Source organism: Collimonas sp. OK307, assembly GCF_900113705.1.
Classification (GTDB): Bacteria; Pseudomonadota; Gammaproteobacteria; order Burkholderiales; family Burkholderiaceae_D; genus Collimonas.
On the sequence record NZ_FOQI01000032.1, the window covers coordinates 1 to 19,294 of the forward strand.

The window sequence follows — 19,294 nt, forward strand, 5'->3', positions numbered from 1 at the left end:
TTCTTCGACAATACTGTCGCGATCGCTGCTGTCAGCGTGGTCTTGCCGTGGTCAACGTGACCGATTGTACCTACGTTGACGTGCGGCTTGGTCCGCTCGAATTTACCTTTTGCCATTTTATTCTTCCTTCAAAAAGAACGATGTCATTAAATAATGAACAATGAATTAAATATTTTCAGCCCTCGCCTGCTCGTGGCGGGCAAGGGCTACATACCTGATTACTTAGCTTTGGACGTTACGATTGCATCGATAACGTTCTTCGGCGCCTCAGCGTAATGCTTGAATTCCATCGAGTAAGTTGCACGGCCTTGAGTAGCCGAACGCAACGAAGTCGAGTAACCGAACATTTCTGACAGAGGTACTTCGGCCTTGATGATCTTGCCGCCACCGCCGGCGATTTCATCCATACCTTGAACCATACCGCGACGCGACGACAGATCGCCCATCACAGTACCGGCGTAGTCTTCCGGAGTTTCAACTTCAACAGCCATCATTGGCTCCAGAATAACCGGGCTGGCTTTACGGCAGCCGTCCTTGAACGCCATCGAAGCGGCCATGCGGAACGCATTTTCGTTCGAGTCAACGTCATGGTACGAACCGAAGAACAGGGTTACCTTGACGTCTACCACCGGGTAGCCGGCCAGGACACCGGTGTTCAATGTTTCACGGACACCCTTTTCAACTGCAGGGATGTATTCGCGTGGAACGGTACCGCCCTTGATCGCGTCAACAAACTCAAAGCCCTTGCCTGGTTCTTGCGGTTCGATCTTCAGAACCACGTGACCGTATTGACCACGACCACCCGATTGCTTGACGAACTTGCCTTCGATTTCTTCGCAAGTCTTGCGGATGGTTTCGCGATACGCAACTTGTGGCTTACCGACGGTCGCTTCAACGTTGAATTCACGCTTCATACGGTCGACGATAATATCCAGATGCAACTCGCCCATACCGGCGATGATGGTCTGACCCGATTCTTCATCTGTGCGAACACGGAACGAAGGATCTTCTGCCGCCAGGCGGTTCAAAGCCAAGCCCATTTTTTCCTGGTCTTGCTTAGTCTTAGGCTCAACTGCCTGCGAAATCACCGGCTCAGGGAAAATCATGCGTTCCAGGATAATGAATGCATTGGCGTCACACAGTGTGTCACCAGTAGTTGTATCCTTCATCCCGATCAGTGCAGCGATGTCACCGGCCAGAATTTCCTTGATTTCTTCGCGCTGGTTCGCGTGCATCTGCACGATACGGCCGATACGCTCTTTTTTACCCTTGATCGAGTTCAGGACGGTGTCGCCCGAATTCAATGTACCCGAGTAGCAGCGCATGAAGCAGATCTGACCAACGAACGGATCGGTTGCGATCTTGAACGCCAGGCCGGAGAACTTTTCGCCGTCTTCCGGCTTACGCGAGATCGGTGCATCATCTTCGTCCAGACCAGGTACCGGCGGAATATCCAGTGGCGATGGCAGGTACTCGACCACGCCGTCCAGCATGGCTTGCACGCCCTTGTTCTTGAACGCAGTGCCGCACATCATTGGAACGATTTCGCTGGCCAAGGTACGTTGACGAATCGCAGCCTTGATTTCAGCTTCGGTCAGGTCGCCTTCTTCCAGGTACTTGTTCATCAGTTCTTCCGATGCTTCAGCAGCGGCTTCAACCATGTTTTCGCGCCATTTGGCAGCATCGGCAGCCAGTTCAGCAGGAATATCACGGTAGTCGAACTTCATACCTTGGGTAGCGTCGTCCCAGTAGATAGCCTTCATCTTGACCAGATCGATCACGCCTTCAAACTTTTCTTCAGCACCGATAGGTACTTGCATAGGCACAGGGTTCGCCTTCAAGCGCGAACGCATTTGCTCGTACACTTTGAAGAAGTTCGCACCGGTACGGTCCATCTTGTTGACGAATGCCAGACGTGGAACCTTGTACTTGTTAGCTTGACGCCAAACTGTTTCCGATTGTGGCTGCACGCCGCCAACTGCACAGTAAACCATGCAGGCGCCATCCAGAACACGCATCGAGCGCTCAACTTCAATTGTGAAGTCGACGTGGCCCGGAGTATCGATGATGTTGATATGGTGTTCAGCGAAATTACCCGCCATACCCTTCCAGAAGCAAGTCGTTGCTGCGGAAGTAATGGTGATACCGCGCTCTTGCTCTTGTTCCATCCAATCCATGGTGGCTGCGCCATCATGCACTTCACCGATTTTGTGATTCACACCGGTATAAAACAGAACGCGTTCTGTAGTCGTGGTTTTACCTGCATCGATGTGAGCGGAGATACCGATATTGCGATAGCGCTCAATGGGGGTCTTGCGAGCCATGATTTAATCCTAAGTCTTTTAATGCACGAAACCGAGCGCCATTTTTTATAAAAAATATGCGCTCGGCTCGAACAAATTTCAGATGCGGACAGCGACTCGAATCAGGGAGCCGGCTGCCCAGTCTATTAGAAGCGGAAGTGCGAGAACGCCTTGTTCGCTTCTGCCATACGGTGAACTTCGTCACGCTTTTTCATTGCGCCGCCGCGGCCTTCTGCGGCTTCCAGCAATTCGCCACCCAGACGTTGCGGCATCGATTTTTCGCTGCGCTTGTTAGCTGCTTCACGCAACCAACGCATCGACAAAGCCATACGACGGACAGGACGAACTTCAACTGGCACCTGGTAGTTTGCACCACCAACGCGACGCGACTTAACTTCAACCAATGGTTTCGCGTTGCTGATAGCAAGGGCGAAAACTTCCAGCGGATCTTTGCCGGACTTGGCTTGAATGTGCTCGAAGGCACCGTAAATGATGTTTTCTGCGACCGATTTCTTACCGGACAACATCAGGACGTTGACGAACTTCGCAACATCAACATTACCGAATTTTGGATCCGGCAGAATCTCCCGCTTGGGGACTTCACGACGACGTGGCATTTCGATTCCTTTCAATCTTCAGTTGAGCAGCAGATCTTTTGTTTCTGCACGCTCGCGGACAGCCATCATAGCTACCCACTTACTCGGCCCATGGGGGACCGACACTTATTCGCTTGGCTTACGCCGTACGAAAACTATTATTTCTTTGTAGCCTTAGCACGCTTTGCACCGTACTTCGAACGTGCTTGCTTACGATCCTTGACGCCCTGGGTATCCAGTGCACCGCGAACCATGTGGTAACGCACACCCGGCAAGTCTTTTACACGGCCGCCGCGCAACAGCACGACACTATGTTCTTGCAGGTTATGGCCTTCACCGCCGATGTACGAAATAACTTCGAAACCGTTGGTCAGGCGAACTTTGGCAACTTTACGCAGAGCCGAGTTAGGCTTCTTTGGAGTTGTCGTATAAACGCGGGTGCAAACGCCGCGTTTTTGCGGGCTGTTTTCCAGCGCTGGTGATTTGCTCTTTACGACCGCAGAAACGCGCGGCTGGCGAATCAATTGATTGATGGTTGGCATCGTTATATATCCAACAAAATTACGACGTTAATAACAACAATCCCGAAATCGGTTGTCCGGGATTGGACAGATACTTGCGCTAGGAACCGCACAATTTGCGCACCGTTCGCGCAGATCGACATTCAGCAGTAGAGGAGAAACGCGCTATAGAAAGCGGAAGCAGACCAAAGAACGTTCAGCCCATTAGAGCCTACAATCGAGAACCCGCGAGTATATCCCTATGATGCCTGGCAGTCAACCGCTGTCTTGGATGCCCGGCCCGTAAACGCAACAAAAGTACAACGGATTGCGGCAACCCCGGTCGCCACACGAGGCCATTGATCATTTGCCAATAAAAACAGCGGCCATTATCTGCGTATATCTCGCTATATCTCACCTGCCTCGGTTCCCGATACCAGCTTTGCGGGATAATAAGGATCGACTATCTTTCTCACCGATGATGCCAGCCTTGTTTCGCCGCAATAACCTGTTCGTGCTGGTTACCTACCTGGCCTTGTCCCTGGTTCCCTTCGTGCCTCTGCTGTTCGGGCAGACGATCGAGCATCCGATTCGGATCATCGTCACCGAAATTGCGATCTGGCTGGTTATCTGGTCCATCTTCAAGCGTCCCTCCTGGTTTCACTGGTTATTGTTCCCTGCCTTTTTTGCCCTACCCACCGAAATCTATCTGCGCAAGTTTTACGGCCAGGGCATTACGACCCATCACCTTGGCATCATTGCCGAGACCAGTCCTGGCGAAGCCATGGAGTTCCTGGGGAACAAAATCTGGTGGCTGGCGCTGATCCTGGCCCTGGCCGTGCTGTGGTGGGTGCTAAGCTGGCTGGCGGCCAGCCGCACGCGCGATCTTGACCTGGAAGGACCTTCACGCTGGTTTGGTTGGTTGGTGCTTACTATCGGTATATGCGTTTGGCTGTACGGGCAGCAAATCGGTATCCAAACTGCTACACCTGTGCCGGCGGCTAGCGCAAGCAACAAGGTCGCCTCTGCGCCCGCCTCTCAAGGCCTGCATTTCGGCAAACTTCCAGCATGGGCAGCAACGCCGCTGGAAGCGGATCCGGTCAGCCGCACCTGGCCGTTCGGCTTGGCGGTACGCGGATACGATTTCTGGAAAGAACGGGAATACCTGGATAACCTGGAGCACAAGAACCGCCAATTCCATTTTGGCGCGCATCAGGCAACCCAGCAAAACACGCCGCAAATTGTCGTCATGGTGATCGGCGAGTCTTCCCGCTACGATCGCTGGAGCCTGAATGGTTATCAACGTGACACCAATCCCGTGCTAAGCAAGGAAAGCAACCTGGTCAGTTTTTCGGATGTCATCACCTCAGTATCGGCAACCCGGCTATCGGTACCGGTGATGGTATCGCGCAAGCCGGCGACGGATAGCCTGAAAGCCGGCTTCGCCGAGAAGTCCTTTATCACTGCCTACAAGGAAGCCGGATTCAAGACTTACTGGATTTCGAATCAGATGTCGTACGGCAAATTCGATACGCCCGTGTCGGTATTCGCCAATGAAGCGGACGTGGTGCAGTTCCTCAACCTGGGTGGTTTCACCGACACCTCAAACCTGGATGCCATCCTGTTGCCGCAGCTTCAGAAAGCGATGGCTGATCCTGCTGCCAAGAAGCTGATCGTGCTGCACACACTGGGCAACCACTGGAACTACAGTCACCGCTACCCCCAGGAGTTCGACAAATGGCAGCCCTCGCTGTTCGGCATCGAGCACCCTGCTTACACCAACCTGGCGAACAAGGCAGCGCTGAACAATAGCTACGACAGTTCCATACGGTATGTGGACTGGTTCCTGTCGCAAGTAATCGATACGCTCAGGGATTCGAAGCAATTGAGCGCGATGATGTACTTCTCCGATCACGGCCAGACGCTGTACGACGGCAGCTGCAAAATCGCCTTCCACGGCCACAACACCCAGTTCGAATTCCACATCCCCGCCCTGATGTGGTATTCCGATTTGTACAAGCAAACCTATCCGGACAAGGTAGAGCAACTGCTGCGCCATAAACGCGCCCGGATAACCACCGAAAACGTCTTCCATTCGCTGCTCGACCTGGCCGATATACGCTATCCCGACGAGCACCTGGAATGGAGTTTCCTCAGCAGCAAGCTACGGCCGCACAAGCGCTATGTCGACAGCTACGGCTGGACCGATTACGACAACTCTACGTTCAAGGGTGACTGCAGGGAGGTGGTCGACAATGGCAAGCCGTTGAAGCAACAGCGGGATTGAGCCGGAAACTAAACTACTCCGCCAAACACTTCAATTTCTCCACATTCCTAAACCACATAAGTTTCGGGCTAAATTTGCGCGATGCGGCTATGGCTGCTACCAAATATCTCTAATATGTGTGGCATAAACAGAGAATCCGAAGCATATCTTTTGAATACTCCTTAGGTATCTCCTTGATATCCTTATAATGAAGATATTCAAGGAATACCTGAGGAGCTTTATATGGGCAAGGAAGTGCAAATGTCGATCAAAATGGAGCAAGAACTGCGCGACCAATTCATGGCTGTAGCAGCCGCCCGTCACCGGCCGGCTGCGCAGATCATTCGCGACCTGATGCGCCTCTACATCGCCAACAGCGAGACACCCAACGCCCTGACAGCCGAGACAATCCGCAAAGGACGCAAGGGTGAAGACGTATTCCAGGCGTCCAGCGCATCCGACCTGTTCAAGCAACTAGATATTTAATGCGGCTGGCGAGCTTTACCGGGCAGTTTAAACGCGACGTAAAGCTCGCCGGGAAACGGGGCAAAGATATGCGCAAGCTGCGCCGCGTAATCGACCTGTTGCTGGCGGCAAATGTGTTGCCAGCCGAATTTGGCGACCACCCGCTAAAAGGGGAATGGAAGCCCAGCCGCGATCTCCACATGGAGCCGGATTGGCTTCTGATTTATACCGCTGACGAAAACAAGGTGCATTTCGAACGCACCGGCACACATGCCGATCTTTTCGGAAAATAAGAAGTCAGATTGAAAACGCCCTTCTGATTAGCCTGAAACAAGAAGACTTTCCAGCGGCGTAAATAAAAACGGCAGTGGATGATTTCTCATCCACTGCCGTTTTGCTTACTTACCCGACTACAGGATTAAGCTTCGTCGCCTTGCTGTGCGTTCAACTCTTCAGCTGCACGTGCTTCTGCAGCTGCCAGGCGTGCTGCCTGCTCGGATTGCAACAGTGCTGTGCGCTCTTCCGCTTCCCAGCTGTCTTTTTCCTTGCGTGCACGATGGAACGCGAGACCGGTACCGGCTGGAATCAGACGGCCGACGATAACGTTTTCCTTCAAACCGCGCAGAGTGTCTTTCTTGCCCATGATTGCGGCTTCGGTCAACACCCGGGTGGTTTCCTGGAACGATGCGGCCGAGATGAACGAATCGGTCGACAACGATGCCTTGGTGATACCCAGCAATACGTTTTCGTAAGTTGCAGGGATCTTGCCCGCTGCAATCACGCGGTCGTTTTCGTCCAGCAGTTCCGAACGCTCGACCTGCTCACCAGTAATGTAAGACGCATCGCCGGCATCAACGATCTGAACGCGACGCAACATCTGGCGTACGATCACTTCGATGTGCTTGTCGTTGATCTTCACGCCTTGCAAGCGGTACACGTCTTGAACTTCGTCGACGATGTAACGTGCCAGCGCTTCAATACCCAACAGGCGCAGGATGTCTTGCGGATCGGCCGGGCCGTCGACAATCATTTCACCCTTGTTCACAACCTGGCCGTCATGTACCAGCACTTGCTTGTCCTTGGTAATCAGGAACTCGTGCTTGTTGCCGTCCATGTCTGTGATTTCCAGACGTTGCTTACCCTTGGTTTCCTTACCGAACGCCACAGTACCTGTGACTTCAGCCAGCATACCTGCATCCTTCGGCGAACGTGCTTCGAACAGCTCGGCAACGCGTGGCAGACCACCGGTAATATCGCGCGTCTTTTGCGATTCAGTCGGGATACGTGCCAACACTTCACCAACGTGCACTTGCTGACCGTCTTTCACGGTAATCAGCGCGCCAACCTGGAAGCCGATCGTCACAGCGTGTTCAGTACCGGCGATCTTGACTTCTTCGCCTTGTTCGTTCAACAGCTTAACTTGCGGACGAACAGTCTTGGTAACCGAACCACGGCGCTTCGCATCGATAACCACCAATGTCGACAGACCGGTAACTTCATCGATCTGACGGGCAACGGTAGAACCTTCTTCGACGTTCTCGAAACGGACCGTACCGGTGTACTCGGTAATGATCGGACGGGTCAACGGATCCCATGTCGCCAATGCCGTACCGGCCTTGATGGTCAAGCCATCCTTGACGATCAGGGTTGCACCGTAAGGTACTTTATGACGCTCACGCTCACGGCCATGGTCGTCGGTGATCAGGACTTCACCGGAACGGGAAATCACGATCAATTCGCCCTTGCCGTTAGTCACGTAACGCATGGTCGCCGTGAAGCGGACCGTACCGTTGGACTTGGCTTCAACACTCGATGCCACTGCCGAACGCGATGCCGCACCACCGATGTGGAACGTACGCATGGTCAGCTGGGTACCAGGTTCACCGATCGACTGCGCAGCAACCACACCGACTGCTTCACCGTTGTTGACCAGCGAGCCGCGGCCCAGGTCGCGACCGTAACATTGTGCGCACAGGCCGTAGCGTGTGTCACATGTCAGCGGTGTGCGGACCTTGACTTCATCGATGCCGAGGCGTTCGATTTCTTCAACTGCATCTTCGTCCAGCAATGTGCCGGCTTCGTACAGCGTGCCTTGGGTTTCCGGATTGACGATGTCGTTAGCAGCAACACGGCCGAGGATACGGTCACGCAGCGCTTCGATAACTTCACCACCTTCAACCATCGCCTTCATCGAGGCGCCGTTGGAAGTGCCGCAGTCGTCTTCAATCACGACCAGATCCTGGGTCACGTCAACCAGACGACGTGTCAGGTAACCCGAGTTCGCAGTCTTCAACGCAGTATCGGCCAGACCTTTACGTGCACCGTGGGTCGAAATAAAGTACTGCAGAACGTTCAGACCTTCGCGGAAGTTCGCGGTGATCGGCGTTTCGATAATCGAACCATCCGGTTTCGCCATCAGGCCACGCATACCGGCCAGCTGACGAATCTGTGCTGCGGAACCGCGCGCACCGGAGTCGGCCATCATGTAAATCGCGTTGAACGATTCTTGCGTACCCTTGGTGCCGTCGCGGCGAACCACGTCTTCTACCTTCAGCTGTTCCATCATGGCCTTGCCGACGTCGTCGCCGGCCTTGCCCCAGATGTCCACAACCTTGTTGTAGCGTTCGCCGGCAGTTACCAGACCGGACGAGTATTGCTGTTCGATCTGCTTAACTTCTTGTTCTGCAGTAGCGATGATGGTTGCCTTTTGTGGCGGTACCAGCATGTCATCCACGCAGATCGAGATACCGGCGCGGGTCGCCAAACGGAAACCGGACTGCATCAGCTGGTCGGCAAACACTACCGTAGCGCGCAGGCCGCACTTACGGAATGCCGTGTTGATCAGCTTCGAGATTTCCTTCTTCTTCAACGCGCGGTTCAGCACGGTGAATGGCAGGCCCTTAGGCAGGATTTCCGACAGGATCGCGCGGCCGACAGTCGTTTCGTAACGCTTGATGGTCTTGACGAATTCACCTGTAACCGGATCCTTCGGATACTCGGTAATACGCACGGTAACGCGGGTAGTCAGCTCGACTTCCTTGTTGTCGTAAGCACGGATGGCTTCCGACACGTCAGGGAACATCATGCCTTCGCCCTTGCCGTTGATTTGCTCACGGGTGGCGTAGTACAGACCCAACACGATATCCTGCGACGGTACGATCGACGGTTCGCCGTTCGATGGGAACAGGATATTGTTGGAAGCCAGCATCAAAGTGCGTGCTTCCATCTGTGCTTCGATCGACAGTGGTACGTGGACCGCCATTTGGTCGCCGTCAAAGTCGGCGTTGAATGCGGCGCAGACCAGCGGGTGCAATTGGATTGCCTTGCCTTCGATCAGGACCGGCTCAAACGCCTGGATACCCAGACGGTGCAATGTAGGCGCACGGTTCAACATGACCGGATGTTCACGGATCACGTCTTCCAGGATGTCCCACACCACGGAAGTCTGGTTTTCAACTTCCTTCTTGGCTGCCTTGATCGTGCTGGCGATGCCCATCACTTCCAGCTTGTGGAAAATGAACGGCTTGAACAGTTCCAACGCCATCAATTTCGGCAAGCCGCATTGATGCAGTTTCAGTTGTGGACCCACCACGATAACCGAACGGCCGGAATAGTCGACGCGCTTACCCAGCAAGTTCTGACGGAAACGGCCGCCCTTACCCTTGATCATTTCTGCCAGGGATTTCAGCGGACGCTTGTTGGCGCCAGTCATTGCCTTACCGCGACGGCCGTTGTCCAGCAGCGAGTCAACCGCTTCCTGCAACATCCGCTTTTCGTTGCGGGTGATGATTTCCGGAGCGCGCAATTCCATCAGGCGCTTCAGACGGTTGTTACGGTTGATGACGCGGCGATACAGGTCGTTCAAATCGGAGGTAGCGAAACGGCCGCCATCCAGCGGTACCAGCGGACGCAACTCAGGCGGCAGCACTGGCAACACTTCCATGATCATCCAGTCAGGCTTGATGCCCGAACGTTGGAACGCTTCCAGCACTTTCAGGCGCTTGGCGTATTTCTTGATCTTGGCTTCGGATTTCGACTCTTTCAATTCCTGACGCAGGGTTTCCGCATCACGATCGATATCGATCGCGCGCAGCAACTCACGGATGCCTTCGGCGCCCATGAATGCGGTGAAATCGTCGCCGTACTCTTCGTACTTGGCGGCGTAGTCGTCTTCCGACATGATCTGGCAACGCTTCAGCGGAGTCATACCTGGATCGGTGATGACGTAGGCTTCAAAATACAATACGCGTTCGATATCCCGCAGGGTCATGTCGAGGACCATGCCCAGACGCGACGGCAGCGATTTCAGGAACCAGATGTGCGCAGTTGGCGAGGCCAGTTCAATGTGACCCATGCGCTCGCGACGCACTTTTGCCAGTGTGACTTCAACGCCGCACTTTTCGCAGATAACACCGCGGTGCTTCAAACGCTTGTACTTACCGCAGAGGCATTCGTAATCCTTGATTGGGCCAAAAATCTTGGCGCAAAACAGACCGTCGCGCTCTGGCTTGAAGGTACGATAGTTGATGGTTTCAGGCTTTTTTACTTCGCCATAAGACCACGAACGAATTTTTTCGGGCGACGCCAGACCAATCTTGATCGAGTCGAACTGTTCATTTTGCTGAACTTGCTTGAATAAATCGAGCAGTGCTTTCATGTATCACTCCAGTTGGCGTGAAGAAACTAAGATTCTTTACTATTGCTGCGGTCGATGCTGCACTTTGTTGCAGAACACATCTTCGGCGGCTTTACTTTTGTCTTGCTGCAGTCCGGCTTGGTTCGACCTCACCGTCTGATCAGTTGGGGACAGAGTAATTTGTCGCCCTTCGGCGCCTCTTAAACTCTGTCCCGCAACGATGGACGGTCGATCTTGACCGCTTATTCGCGGTCCAGATCCATATCGATACCCAGCGAGCGGATTTCTTTCAACAACACGTTGAAGGATTCCGGCATGCCAGCATCGATTACATGGTCACCCTTGACCAGGTTTTCATACACTTTGGTACGACCGTTTACGTCATCCGACTTCACTGTCAGCATTTCCTGCAGCACGTACGACGCACCGTAAGCTTCCAATGCCCAAACTTCCATCTCACCGAAACGCTGGCCGCCGAACTGCGCTTTACCACCCAGCGGCTGCTGAGTAACCAGCGAGTAAGGACCGGTGGAACGTGCATGCATCTTGTCATCGACCAGATGGTGCAGTTTCAGGTAATGCATGTAGCCGACCGTGACGTTACGCTCGAAGGCTTCACCGGTACGACCGTCATACATCGTGACCTGGTTCTTCGATGGCGTCATGCCGAGCTGCTTGGCGATGGCATCCGGGTACGCCAGATCCAGCATGCGACGGATTTCATCTTCATGCGCGCCGTCGAACACTGGCGTGGCGAATGGCACACCTTGCTTCAGGTTATCCGCCAGATGCAAGATTTCTTCATCGTTCAGGCCATCCAGATCTTCCGTCTTGCCCGATTCGTTATAGATCGTGTTCAGGAACTTGCGCAGTTCGGCAATCTTGGTTTGCGCCTTCAGCATTTCGCCGATACGCAGACCCAGACCCTTGGCAGCCCAGCCCAGATGCACTTCCAGAACCTGACCGATGTTCATCCGCGATGGAACGCCCAACGGGTTCAGCACGATATCTGCTGGTGTACCGTCCGCCATGTGCGGCATGTCTTCGATCGGCAGAATGCGCGAAACCACACCCTTGTTACCGTGACGACCGGCCATCTTGTCGCCTGGTTGCAGACGGCGCTTAACAGCCAGGTAAACCTTGACCATTTTTTGTACGCCAGGCTGCAGCTCATCGCCTTGGGTCAGCTTCTTGCGCTTTTCTTCAAATGCCAGATCGAACTGGTGGCGCTTCTCGGCGATCGATTCCTTGATCGCTTCCAGTGCCACGGCAGCATCGTCATCCGCCGGACGAATATCGAACCAGTGGTATTTGTCCAGGTCTGCCAGGTATTCCTTGGTCAGCTTGGCGCCCTTGGCCAATTTCTTCGGACCGCCGTTGACAACCTTGCCGATCAACATACGTTCCAGACGCTCGAAGGCATCGCCTTCAACAATCCGCAACTGGTCGTTCAGGTCCAGGCGATAGCGTTGCAGTTCGTCGTCGATAATCTGTTGTGCGCGTTTGTCGCGTTGGATGCCTTCGCGGGTAAACACTTGCACATCGATCACCGTACCGACCATGCCCGAAGGCACGCGCAGCGATGTATCTTTTACGTCAGAAGCTTTTTCACCGAAGATCGCGCGCAGCAGCTTTTCTTCTGGTGTCAGTTGGGTTTCGCCCTTAGGTGTCACCTTACCGACCAGCGTATCGCCGGCTTCAACTTCAGCACCGATGTAGACGATGCCGGATTCATCCAGACGCGCCAACTGGTTTTCGGCCAGGTTGGAGATGTCGCGGGTGATTTCTTCAGCGCCCAGCTTGGTGTCACGTGCAACCACCGACAACTCTTCGATATGGATCGAAGTGTAGCGATCGTCAGCCACGACTTTTTCGGAGATCAGGATCGAATCTTCGAAGTTGTAGCCGTTCCATGGCATAAACGCCACCAGCATGTTCTGACCCAGAGCCAGCTCGCCCAGATCGGTCGATGCGCCATCGGCGATCACGTCGTGCTTGGCGACGCGGTCGCCAACTTGCACGATCGGCCGTTGGTTGATGTTGGTGTTCTGGTTCGAACGTGTGTACTTGATCAGGTTGTAGATATCGACACCGACTTCGCCGGCAGTCGCTTCTTCGTCATTCACACGAATAACGACACGACCCGCATCGACATAATCGACGATACCGCCACGCAGTGCCTGCACGGTTGTACCGGAGTCAACTGCCACGGTACGTTCGATACCGGTACCGACCAATGCCTTCTCTGGACGCAAGCAAGGAACTGCCTGACGTTGCATGTTGGCACCCATCAACGCACGGTTCGCATCATCGTGTTCGAGGAATGGGATCAGCGAAGCAGCAACCGAAACCACCTGGCCTGGCGCCACGTCCATGTACTGGACGCGTTCCGGCGATACCAGGATCGTTTCGCCGGCTTCACGTGCAGAAACCAGTTCATCGGACAATTTCAGGGACTTGTCGATAGTCGCATTCGCCTGGGCGATGATGTAGCGACCTTCTTCAATCGCCGACAGATAATCGATCTGGTCGGTAACCTTGCTGTCTTCAACCTTGCGGTACGGTGTCTCGAGGAAACCGTATTCGTTCAGGCGAGCATACAAAGCCAGCGAATTGATCAGACCAATGTTCGGGCCTTCCGGTGTTTCGATCGGGCAAACGCGGCCGTAATGTGTCGGATGCACGTCGCGGACTTCAAAGCCAGCGCGCTCACGGGTCAAACCGCCCGGTCCAAGTGCCGATACACGGCGCTTGTGGGTGATTTCCGACAACGGATTGGTTTGGTCCATAAACTGCGACAACTGCGACGAACCGAAGAATTCACGGATAGCAGCCGAAATCGGCTTGGAATTGATCAGGTCATGCGGCATCAGGTTATCCGCTTCGGCTTGGCCGAGACGTTCCTTGACCGCGCGCTCAACCCGTACCAGACCGGCACGGAATTGGTTCTCAGCCAGTTCGCCGACACAACGCACACGACGGTTACCCAAGTGATCGATATCGTCCACTTCGCCGCGGCCGTTACGCAATTCAACCAGGATCTTGATCACGGCCAGCACGTCTTCGTTCGACAGCGTCATGGCGCCAGTCAGTTCATCACGGCCGATACGGCGGTTGAACTTCATGCGGCCGACAGCCGACAGATCGTAACGATCAGCGTTGTAGAACAGACCGTTGAACAGCGCCTCAACCGAATCTTCGGTTGGCGGTTCGCCAGGACGCATCATGCGATAGATCGCAACGCGGGCAGCCATCTGGTCGTTGGTATCATCGCTACGCAGAGTTTGCGAGATGTAGCTACCTTGGTCCAGATCGTTGGTGTACAGAGTCTGGATGTCGGTAACGTCTGCTTCGCGCAGCTTGGCCAGCAACTCTTCTGTCAACTCGTCGTTGGCGTTGGCAACTACTTCGCCAGTGTCGCCGTCAACGATGTTGCGCGCCAGGACGCGGCCCAGCAGGTAGTCTTCCGGTACCGAGATATGCTTGATGCCGGCAGCTTCAACGTCACGCACGTGCTTGGAATTGATACGCTTGTCTTTAGCGACCAGGACCTTGCCCGATTTGTCGGTGATGTCGAAACGTGCGACTTCGCCGCGCAGGCGTTCTGCGACGAATTCCATCTCGGCGCCTTCGTTACGCAACGCGAAGTTGTCGAATACGAAGAAATTGGCCAGGATCTGCTCGACCGACATGCCGATTGCTTTCAGCAGGATCGTGACAGGCATTTTACGGCGACGGTCGACGCGGAAGAACAGGATGTCTTTCGGATCGAACTCGAAGTCGAGCCAGGAACCACGGTAAGGAATGATACGTGCAGAGAACAGCAATTTACCGGACGAGTGCGTCTTGCCGCGGTCATGTTCAAAGAACACGCCTGGCGAGCGATGCAGCTGCGATACGATAACGCGCTCGGTGCCGTTGATCACGAACGAGCCGGTAGTTGTCATGAGCGGCAATTCGCCCATGTAAACTTCTTGCTCTTTCATTTCCTTGACGACTGGCTTGGTCGGCGATTCTTTATCAAGAATCACCAGACGCACCTTGGCACGCAATGGCGACGCGAACGTCAATCCACGCTGTTGGCATTCCTTGACGTCAAACGGTGGATCACCGAGAACGTACGACAGGAACTCGAGACGCGCAAAACCATTGTGCGAAACGATAGGGAAAATAGAAGTGAAAGCCGATTGCAGGCCCTCGTTCTTACGTTGAGACGGTACTTTGTCTGCTTGTAAAAAGCCAAGATACGACTCGAGCTGGGTCGCCAGCAGGAACGGAACGTGGTGAACGTTAGCGCGTTTCGCAAAAGATTTACGAATACGCTTCTTCTCAGTAAATGAGTAGTGCATTGAACACTCCGTGAGTGACAGGAAGGATAGAGAATTCAGGATTCGCTGGATCTTTCAGTCAAAGTAGATAAAACTAATGATCTAGTAATGGTCTAAGTTGAACTGTCTTAACCAACAATTCCTCAAGTCTCAGCCCTTCGAGCTTGATGGCAACGGACGCTTAATAAAACAACAAGCGCTAAACAAAATCAAAAACGACAAAGGAGCCAAAGCCGAACCCTCCTTTTCGAGAGTTCTGCACTTTGACTCCAGCGCAATAAATGCGCTCTAAAAAGCTGAAATTACTTGATTTCAGCTTCTGCGCCGGCTTCAACCAATTTCTTGGCTGCTGCATCAGCGTCGGCTTTCGAAACGCCTTCTTTAACTGCCTTCGGTGCGCCGTCAACCAGGTCTTTAGCTTCTTTCAAGCCCAGGCCGGTGATTTCGCGAACAGCCTTAATCACGCCAACCTTGTTCGCGCCGATGCCCTTGAGCATGACGGTGAACTCGGTTTGTTCTTCAACAGCAGCAGCAGCGCCGCCGCCTGCGCCGCCAGCAACTGCAACAGCAGCTGCGGAAACGCCAAACTTCTCTTCGAACGCCTTTACCAGGTCATTCAATTCCATAACAGTCAGACCATCGATCTGGGTCAGGAACGCATCTTTATCAAAAGCCATGTGAAACTCCTAATTTTTTACAGTAATAACATCTGATTGGTTTTAACGCCAAGAAAGCGCCATGAAAGTGCAATTAAGCAGCTTCGGCTTCTTTCTTTGCTGCCAGAGCAGCCAAACCACGCACAAATCCAGCGATCGGCATCTGCATCATGCCCACAACTTGGGCCAGCAGAACTTCGCGACTTGGAATGTTTGCCAACGCTTGTACAGCCGCTTTATCAAGCGACTTACCAGCGAAGTTACCTGCCTTGACGACCAGTTTGTCGTTGGTTTTTGCAAAGTCGTTGATGACTTTTGCAGCAGCAACGGCGTCCTCGGAGATCGAATAGATCAACGGGCCGGTCATGTCTTTGGCGAGGTCGGCAAACGCGGTACCTTCAACGGCGCGACGTGCCAGTGTATTTTTCAATACACGCAAGTACACACCCTGGGTACGCGCATTAGCGCGCAGTTGGGTCAAGTGACCAACCTGGATGCCACGATATTCGGCCACGACGATAGTCTGTGCAGCAGCTACTTTTGCAGAGACTTCGGCGACTACGGCCTTTTTGTCATTCAGATTGAGACTCAAGATCAACCTCCAAAAATGATGCTCGGAAATTACATAACCTCAAATGGCTACTTACCTCACATCGGTTCGAACACGGCGTCCGAAGTTAGGAGTTCAGAACTAGCGCATGAAATTAAACACGCAGCGATGAGACTACAAAACTTGTTCGGGTACACCATCTGCGTTGGGTGCCAAACGATTGCCCGTTTGGTGTTTAACTTTGTGTACTACCTGCTACACGCCGCCCAACGGTCTTTGATTGCCTGGACCTGCATCGATACCGCCAATACAGATCCAGCCCAAAGATTCGCCTGATGACTATGCGACTAGCGCACCGCCTTCAGGACTTGATTCAATACAGCTAAGCTAATCAGGCTGCCAGTGTCGACTGATCGACACGAACGCCGGCACCCATTGTCGAAGACAAGGAAACCTTGCGCAGGTATACACCCTTGCTGGTAGCTGGCTTAGCTTTGCTCAATGCATCGATCAGTGCCAACAAGTTGGACTTCAGTTCTGCATCGCTAAACGATTTACGACCGATAGTTGCGTGAATGATACCGGCTTTGTCGGTACGGTATTGCACTTGACCGGCTTTTGCATTCTTGACGGCAGTTGCAACGTCAGCAGTCACGGTACCAACCTTCGGATTTGGCATCAGGCCGCGTGGTCCCAGGATCTGGCCCAGGGTACCAACGATACGCATGGTATCTGGCGATGCGATCACGATGTCGAAAGGCATGTTGCCGGCTTTGATTTGCTCAGCCAGGTCTTCCATACCAACGATGTCGGCGCCGGCAGCTTTAGCTTGTTCGGCTTTTTCGCCGGAAGCAAATACTGCAACGCGAACAGTCTTGCCGGTGCCAGCTGGCAGCACGACTGAACCGCGAACCACCTGGTCCGATTTCTTTGCATCAACGCCCAATTGGACGGACACATCGATCGACTCATTGAATTTTGCAGTAGCGCATTCCTTGATCAACGCAACAGCGCTGTCAAATGGATATACCTTGGTGCTATCAATCTTGGATTTGATCGCTTTTGCGCGTTTAGTTAACTTAGCCATTACAGACCCTCCACCGTGATGCCCATCGAACGAGCAGAACCGGCGATAGTACGTACGCCAGCTTCCAGATCAGCACCAGTCAAATCGGGCTTCTTCAAGGTAGCGATTTCTTCTGCTTGCTTACGGGTGATCGAACCGACTTTGTCGGTATGCGGCTTAGCCGAACCCTTGGTGATACCAGCAGCCTTCTTGATCAGGATCGTTGCCGGAGGAGTCTTCATCACGAATGTGAAGGACTTGTCGGCGAACGCTGTGATCACGACCGGGATTGGCAGACCTGGCTCAACACCTTGGGTCTGGGCATTAAATGCCTTACAGAATTCCATGATGTTCAGACCGCGCTGACCCAGTGCTGGACCAATTGGTGGGGATGGGTTTGCTTTACCAGCTGGAACTTGCAGCTTGATAAAACCAATGATTTTCTTTGCCATGATGGCTCCTAATTGTTGTGAGTATTAGCGCCCGTTCGATCAGACCGCAACCTAGTGGGGCTCCTCTTACTGCATCGAATTCCATGCGGTTTAATGCATGACGCTCCGAAAGGCGTTTAATTTGTTGTTCTTTTTGTTACTGGTATTCTTACTATTACTATCCAGCCCGGCAAAACCAGGTCAGACCTTTTCAACCTTGTCGAATTCCAGTTCAACCGGTGTAGCACGACCGAAGATGGTGACAGTCACGCGCACGCGCGATTTTTCGTAATTCACTTCTTCCACGTTGCCGTTGAAGTCGGTGAAAGCACCTTCCTTGATACGGACCAGCTCGCCAACTTCATACAAGACCTTAGGCCGCGGCTTCTCGATGCCGTCTTGCATCTGCTGCATGATCTTGTCGACTTCATGCTGCGGAATCGGGGTAGGCTTGTTCGACTTGCCGCCGATGAAACCGGTTACCTTGTTGGTGTTCTTCACCAGATGCCAGGTTTCGTCAGTCATTTCCATCTCAACCAGTACATAGCCTGGGAAGAAACGACGTTCGGTAACGGCTTTCTGGCCATTCTTGACTTCAATCACTTCTTCAGTCGGCACCAGGATCTGGCCAAACTGTTCTTGCATTCCAGCGCGGTCGATCCGCTCGGTCAGCGCGCGTTGCACGCTCTTTTCCATACCGGAATAAGCATGCACCACATACCAGCGCTTTTTGCCCACTGGCGCCGAAGGCGTCACAGCAGGCGGAGTTGCTTGCGCATCGTTTTGTGTGCTATCGCTCATTATTGTTTCCAACCCAATATCACGTCGTACAACAAGACCTCGAGGAGCTTATCGATGCCCCAGAGGAAAATCGCCATTACCAGCACAAATGCGAAAACGATGGCAGTGATCTGCATCGCTTCCTTGCGGGTCGGCCAAACAACTTTTTTGGTCTCGCGCACAGCTTCTTTGGCAAAACCAAGGAACTCACGACCTTGGGTCGAGGTCCATGCCAGTGCAACTGCCACCACCAAACCGGCAACCAGTGCGCCGGCGCGCACCAGACCAGACTGGCCCGACAAAAAATAAAAGCCGACAACGCCGGCGACGACAGCCAAAACTGCCAGTATTACTTTGAGCTTGCTACCGGCTTCGCCGACAGTTTGCACAGGGTGGTTAGACATACGCGGCTTACTTTCAGTAACTTCAGTACCCTACACCTGAATCGGTGGCAGGGGCGGAGGGCATCGAACCCCCAACCTCCGGTTTTGGAGACCGGCGCTCTGCCAATTGAGCTACACCCCTACGCTTAAAACACTTTATCTGAACGGCTTGGCCAGCCAACTTGATACTTACCGTTTGCATACCATTCAGACATCAACGCCGCGAGGCGGGAATTTCCCGGGTCGCGGCGATTACAACTCTTTGCTATTACGCGTCAGGCAGGATCTTGGCAACAACACCTGCACCAACAGTACGGCCACCTTCGCGGATCGC

At 53.5% G+C, this 19,294-nt stretch carries 16 protein-coding genes and 1 tRNA gene; 4 read left to right on the top strand and 13 right to left on the bottom strand.

Annotation, left to right across the window (positions count from 1 at the left end):
* From BM205_RS23525 to rpsL, 4 genes are all read right to left on the bottom strand, one after another.
* On the bottom strand, positions 1 to 116 hold a 116-nt coding region (locus tag BM205_RS23525), incomplete at its 3' end, for a GTP-binding protein (protein WP_204317187.1).
* A 102-nt stretch (positions 117 to 218) separates the two neighbouring features.
* Positions 219 to 2,324 (bottom strand): elongation factor G, encoded by a 2,106-nt coding sequence (fusA, locus tag BM205_RS23530; protein ID WP_092417278.1) that lies wholly within the window; start codon positions 2,322 to 2,324, stop codon positions 219 to 221.
* Positions 2,325 to 2,449: 125 nt separating this feature from the next.
* Positions 2,450 to 2,920: a 30S ribosomal protein S7 gene (gene rpsG, locus BM205_RS23535; RefSeq protein ID WP_014004390.1), complete on the bottom strand. Its 471-nt coding sequence runs from the start codon at positions 2,918 to 2,920 to the stop codon at positions 2,450 to 2,452.
* 137 nt (positions 2,921 to 3,057) lie between these two features.
* On the bottom strand, positions 3,058 to 3,441 hold the full coding sequence (gene rpsL, locus BM205_RS23540; RefSeq protein ID WP_038484640.1) for a 30S ribosomal protein S12: 384 nt from the start codon (positions 3,439 to 3,441) through the stop codon (positions 3,058 to 3,060).
* A 439-nt stretch (positions 3,442 to 3,880) separates the two neighbouring features.
* Between rpsL and BM205_RS23545 the strand changes: the two genes are divergently transcribed.
* The 3 genes from BM205_RS23545 to BM205_RS23555 all read left to right on the top strand — a co-directional run bounded on the left by BM205_RS23545 (position 3,881) and on the right by BM205_RS23555 (position 6,423).
* Positions 3,881 to 5,686, top strand: a complete 1,806-nt coding sequence (locus tag BM205_RS23545) for a phosphoethanolamine transferase (RefSeq protein ID WP_175511373.1) — start codon at positions 3,881 to 3,883, stop codon at positions 5,684 to 5,686.
* A gap of 240 nt (positions 5,687 to 5,926) precedes the next feature.
* Entirely contained in the window at positions 5,927 to 6,151 is a 225-nt protein-coding gene (locus tag BM205_RS23550) for a hypothetical protein (protein WP_217646088.1), read from the top strand.
* Positions 6,151 to 6,423, top strand: a complete 273-nt coding sequence (locus BM205_RS23555) for a type II toxin-antitoxin system RelE/ParE family toxin (protein WP_092417281.1) — start codon at positions 6,151 to 6,153, stop codon at positions 6,421 to 6,423. Before BM205_RS23550 ends, BM205_RS23555 begins: the two co-directional genes overlap by 1 nt.
* A 125-nt stretch (positions 6,424 to 6,548) precedes the next feature.
* On the opposite strand, the gene rpoC is transcribed toward BM205_RS23555, so the two are convergent.
* From rpoC to BM205_RS23605, 9 genes are all read right to left on the bottom strand, one after another.
* A complete protein-coding gene (rpoC, locus tag BM205_RS23560) occupies positions 6,549 to 10,787 on the bottom strand; it encodes a DNA-directed RNA polymerase subunit beta' (protein WP_092417282.1) in 4,239 nt (1,412 codons plus the stop codon).
* 221 nt (positions 10,788 to 11,008) lie between these two features.
* Positions 11,009 to 15,115, bottom strand: coding sequence for a DNA-directed RNA polymerase subunit beta (rpoB, locus tag BM205_RS23565; protein WP_092417283.1), 4,107 nt, complete (start codon positions 15,113 to 15,115; stop codon positions 11,009 to 11,011).
* Between the two features lie 281 nt (positions 15,116 to 15,396).
* Complete coding sequence (gene rplL / locus BM205_RS23570; RefSeq protein WP_061936352.1) at positions 15,397 to 15,771, bottom strand: 50S ribosomal protein L7/L12; 375 nt, start codon at positions 15,769 to 15,771, stop codon at positions 15,397 to 15,399.
* Between the two features lie 73 nt (positions 15,772 to 15,844).
* Positions 15,845 to 16,342, bottom strand: coding sequence for a 50S ribosomal protein L10 (gene rplJ / locus BM205_RS23575; protein ID WP_092417284.1), 498 nt, complete (start codon positions 16,340 to 16,342; stop codon positions 15,845 to 15,847).
* A 349-nt stretch (positions 16,343 to 16,691) separates the two neighbouring features.
* Positions 16,692 to 17,387 carry a 50S ribosomal protein L1 gene (gene rplA, locus BM205_RS23585; protein WP_092360180.1) on the bottom strand — a complete coding sequence of 232 codons (696 nt, stop codon included), beginning with the start codon at positions 17,385 to 17,387 and terminating at the stop codon, positions 16,692 to 16,694.
* On the bottom strand, positions 17,387 to 17,818 hold the full coding sequence (gene rplK, locus BM205_RS23590; protein ID WP_038484621.1) for a 50S ribosomal protein L11: 432 nt from the start codon (positions 17,816 to 17,818) through the stop codon (positions 17,387 to 17,389). Before rplK ends, rplA begins: the two co-directional genes overlap by 1 nt.
* A gap of 180 nt (positions 17,819 to 17,998) precedes the next feature.
* The gene (gene nusG / locus BM205_RS23595) at positions 17,999 to 18,598 is read right to left on the bottom strand and encodes a transcription termination/antitermination protein NusG (protein ID WP_061532004.1); all 600 of its coding nucleotides are present in this window, start codon (positions 18,596 to 18,598) and stop codon (positions 17,999 to 18,001) included.
* Positions 18,598 to 18,981, bottom strand: a complete 384-nt coding sequence (gene secE, locus BM205_RS23600) for a preprotein translocase subunit SecE (protein WP_092360182.1) — start codon at positions 18,979 to 18,981, stop codon at positions 18,598 to 18,600. The genes nusG and secE overlap by 1 nt, the downstream gene beginning before the upstream one ends.
* Positions 18,982 to 19,026: 45 nt before the next feature.
* Positions 19,027 to 19,102 (bottom strand) — tRNA-Trp (locus BM205_RS23605).
* Between BM205_RS23605 and BM205_RS24475 the strand changes: the two genes are divergently transcribed.
* On the top strand, positions 19,088 to 19,294 hold a 207-nt coding region (locus tag BM205_RS24475; RefSeq protein ID WP_217646089.1), incomplete at its 3' end, for a hypothetical protein. The genes BM205_RS23605 and BM205_RS24475 overlap by 15 nt on opposite strands.

Excerpts from the sequence above, each read along its gene's own strand:
- fusA (WP_092417278.1), bottom strand. The coding sequence starts at position 2,324 with ATGGCTCGCAAGACCCCCATTGAGCGCTATCGCAATATCGGTATCTCC.
- nusG (WP_061532004.1), bottom strand. The coding sequence starts at position 18,598 with ATGAGCGATAGCACACAAAACGATGCGCAAGCAACTCCGCCTGCTGTG.
- BM205_RS23555 (WP_092417281.1), top strand. The coding sequence starts at position 6,151 with ATGCGGCTGGCGAGCTTTACCGGGCAGTTTAAACGCGACGTAAAGCTC.
- rpsL (WP_038484640.1), bottom strand. The coding sequence starts at position 3,441 with ATGCCAACCATCAATCAATTGATTCGCCAGCCGCGCGTTTCTGCGGTC.
- rplL (WP_061936352.1), bottom strand. The coding sequence starts at position 15,771 with ATGGCTTTTGATAAAGATGCGTTCCTGACCCAGATCGATGGTCTGACT.
- rpsG (WP_014004390.1), bottom strand. The coding sequence starts at position 2,920 with ATGCCACGTCGTCGTGAAGTCCCCAAGCGGGAGATTCTGCCGGATCCA.
- rpoB (WP_092417283.1), bottom strand. The coding sequence starts at position 15,115 with ATGCACTACTCATTTACTGAGAAGAAGCGTATTCGTAAATCTTTTGCG.
- BM205_RS23545 (WP_175511373.1), top strand. The coding sequence starts at position 3,881 with ATGCCAGCCTTGTTTCGCCGCAATAACCTGTTCGTGCTGGTTACCTAC.
- rplA (WP_092360180.1), bottom strand. The coding sequence starts at position 17,387 with ATGGCTAAGTTAACTAAACGCGCAAAAGCGATCAAATCCAAGATTGAT.
- secE (WP_092360182.1), bottom strand. The coding sequence starts at position 18,981 with ATGTCTAACCACCCTGTGCAAACTGTCGGCGAAGCCGGTAGCAAGCTC.
- rplK (WP_038484621.1), bottom strand. The coding sequence starts at position 17,818 with ATGGCAAAGAAAATCATTGGTTTTATCAAGCTGCAAGTTCCAGCTGGT.
- BM205_RS23550 (WP_217646088.1), top strand. The coding sequence starts at position 5,927 with ATGTCGATCAAAATGGAGCAAGAACTGCGCGACCAATTCATGGCTGTA.
- rpoC (WP_092417282.1), bottom strand. The coding sequence starts at position 10,787 with ATGAAAGCACTGCTCGATTTATTCAAGCAAGTTCAGCAAAATGAACAG.